Genomic DNA, 3,455 nt, shown 5'->3' with positions numbered 1-3,455 from the left:
ATCGTTTAGGGAGCTTTTTGTTAATACTTACTAGGTTTGGCAGTGACTTACTCTCCCACGTCTTAAGACGCAGTACCATCAGCGCGACAGTGCTTAACGGCCGAGTTCGGGATGGGATCGGGTGTTTCACTTGTGCTATGACCACCAAACCGAGAAAGTATTAACACACGAGACCCTCTGTTGAGGATTGTCTTACCGTAACTTCTGTCCAGTAGTCTTGCTATTACTGGATCAAATCAAGCCTATCGGGCAATTAGTATCGGTCAACTGAATGCATTACTGCACTTACATCTCCGACCTATCGACGTGGTGGTCTTCCACGGCCCTCAAGGGAGACCTTGTTTCTGGGGGGGCTTCCCGCTTAGATGCCTTCAGCGGTTATCCTGTCCGATCATAGCTACTCTGCACTGCGGCTGGCGCCACAACAGATCCACCAGTGGATCGTTCACCCCGGTCCTCTCGTACTAGGGGCAACTCCCATCAAGTCTCCTACACCCACGGCAGATAGGGACCGAACTGTCTCACGACGTTCTAAACCCAGCTCACGTACCTCTTTAAACGGCGAACAGCCGTACCCTTGGGACCTGCTCCAGCCCCAGGATGAGATGAGCCGACATCGAGGTGCCAAACACTGCCGTCGATATGGACTCTTGGGCAGTATCAGCCTGTTATCCCCGGCGTACCTTTTATCCGTTGAGCGATGGCCCTTCCACTCGGGACCACCGGATCACTATGACCGACTTTCGTCTCTGCTCGACTTGTCAGTCTCGCAGTCAGGCGGGCTTATGCCATTGCACTCGACGACCGATTTCCGACCGGTCTGAGCCCACCATCGCGCGCCTCCGTTACTCTTTAGGAGGCGACCGCCCCAGTCAAACTACCCGCCACACAGGGTCCCGGAACCGGATAACGGTCCGCGGTTAGACAATAAGACAGACAGGGGTGGTATCTCAAGGGAGGCTCCGCCCGAACTGGCGTCCGAGTTTCAAAGCCTACCACCTATCCTGCACACGTCTGACCTATTGCCAGTGTGAAGCTGTAGTAAAGGTGCACGGGGTCTTTCCGTCTAACCGCGGGAAGCCTGCATCTTAACAGGCAATTCAATTTCGCTGAGTCTGCATTGGAGACAGCGGGGAAGTCGTTACGCCATTCGTGCAGGTCGGAACTTACCCGACAAGGAATTTCGCTACCTTAGGACCGTTATAGTTACGGCCGCCGTTTACCGGGGCTTCAGTTCGGAGCTTGCACTCCTCCCTTTAACCTTCCGGCACCGGGCAGGCGTCAGACCCTATACGTCGTCTTGCGACTTCGCAGAGCCCTGTGTTTTTAGTAAACAGTCGCCACCCCCTGGTCTGTGCCCCCAGCCAATAGTTGCCTACTGACCGGGCCTCCTTCTCGCGAACTTACGGAGGCATTTTGCCGAGTTCCTTCAATGCAGTTCTCTCAAGCGCCTTGGTATTCTCTACCAGTCCACCTGTGTTGGTTTAGGGTACGATCTAATGGAAGGCTATTTCCAGGGACCACTGAACGGCCCGCCCAATCCAATAAGGGCGAACAATCTTTGTGATCCGTCACATCTTCCTGGCACCGTAATATTAAACGGTTTCCCATCGACTACGCCTTTCGGCCTCGCCTTAGGGGTCGGCTTACCCTGCTCAGATTAGCTTTAAGCAGGAACCCTTGGACTTTCGGCGAGAGTGTCTCTCACACTCTTTATCGCTACTCATGTCAACATTCTCACTTCTGATCACTCCACCGGATCCCTTACAGGCCGGCTTCACAGTCAGAACATTGCTTCCGTAATGCATTACTGCACTAAAGAAGCAGCGTTCTATATCACAGAACGCTCCGCTACCACGCACTTACGTGCATCCTCAGCTTCGGCTCATGGCTTGAGCCCCGGTACATCTTCGCCGCAGGATAACTTAATTAGACCAGTGAGCTGTTACGCTATCTTTAAAAGATGGCTGCTTCTAAGCCAACTTCCTGGTTGTTTTGGTCGTCCCACCTGCTTTCCCACTTAGCCATGAATTAGGGGCCTTAGCTGGAGGTCAGGGTTGTTTCCCTCTCCACTACGGGCGTTAGCACCCGCAGTGTGTCTGCCGTCTAGTACTCCCGGGTATTCGGAGTTTGGTTAGGATCAGTAAGCCTGTGGGGCCCCATTACCCATCCAGTGCTCTACCCCCCGGGGTATTCAGACGACGCTCTACCTAAATAGATTTCGCGGAGAACCAGCTATCTCCGAGTTTGATTGGCCTTTCACCCCTAGGCACACCTCATCCCGACCTTTTTCAACAGGTGTGGGTTCGGACCTCCAGTAAGTGTTACCTTACCTTCATCCTGGACATGCCTAGATCACTCGGTTTCGGGTCTGATCCTACTAACTCATGCGCCCTATTAAGACTCGCTTTCGCTGCGCCTACACCTATCGGCTTAAGCTTGCTAGTAAGACCAAGTCGTTGACCCATTATACAAAAGGTACGCCGTCAGGACATAAAGTCCCTCCGACTGTTTGTAGGCGTCCGGTTTCAGAAACTGTTTCACTCCCCTCGTCGGGGTGCTTTTCACCTTTCCCTCACGGTACTGGTTCGCTATCGGTCAGTAAGGAGTACTTAGCCTTCGAAGGTGGTCCTCCGATGTTCAGACAGAATTTCACGTGTTCCGCCCTACTTAATACGTCTGATCATGCTTCCTATACGGGGCTGTCACCCATATCGCTCCGCTTTCCAACGGATTCTAGTCACATTCACAGCTCGGCTGGTCCCCGTTCGCTCGCCGCTACTAGGGGAGTATCTGTTGATTTCCTTTCCTCCGGGTACTTAGATGTTTCAGTTCCCCGGGTTTGCCTTTTTAACCCTATATATTCAGGTTAAAAATACTTGGTTTACCTTATTATTGACTATCCGAAGATAACAATAACAAAGTATCAAGTGGGTTGCCCCATTCGGAGATCCATGGATCAAAGCTTATTCTCAGCTCCCCATGGCTTATCGCAGAGTATCACGTCCTTCATCGCCTCTTACTGCCAAGGCATCCACCAAACGCCCTTCTCGCGCTTGATCTGATCCAGAAAAAGTAAGACTTTCTCCGGAACAGAAGTCGTCATTTTGAGATTAGTTAAGTCTGATTGCTCAGGCTCAACTCATTGAACTCATGTCACACATTGCTGTGTGACGCACATTCCCAGTTACCAACTTGCGTTGGTGACTTGATGATCGGTTAAAATCATCTGGCCAGATTGAATACATTCAATCATGACCTGGTTAGTGTATTTTGACTTGGAAAGACTGTAAATTTTAACGGTATCAACTTATCCCACACGCACTGGAGGGCCTTCGTTGACAACACGCGCCTAAGAGCCTTGGTCGGGCTACAGAATTGCGATTACCCCTTGCGGGATGTGTTGCTTACCAGGCGAACCTGGCAAATACGCAAAACTTACGTCTCGTGTATTT

Annotated in this window: 2 rRNA genes; both read right to left on the bottom strand. The window is 51.5% G+C overall.

What is annotated here, in order from left to right:
- Positions 1–34: 34 nt before the first annotated feature.
- Positions 35–149: ribosomal RNA gene (gene rrf, locus BFV97_RS18305) — 5S ribosomal RNA — on the bottom strand.
- An 83-nt stretch (positions 150–232) separates the two neighbouring features.
- A 23S ribosomal RNA gene (locus BFV97_RS18300) occupies positions 233–3,062 on the bottom strand.
- Positions 3,063–3,455 lie beyond the last annotated feature (393 nt).

Origin of the sequence: Neptunicoccus sediminis (genome assembly GCF_001719615.1) — a bacterium.
GTDB lineage: Bacteria > Pseudomonadota > Alphaproteobacteria > Rhodobacterales > Rhodobacteraceae > Amylibacter > Amylibacter sediminis.
Note: the sequence above shows the minus strand (reverse complement) of the source record. Positions and strands in the feature narration are given on the sequence as shown.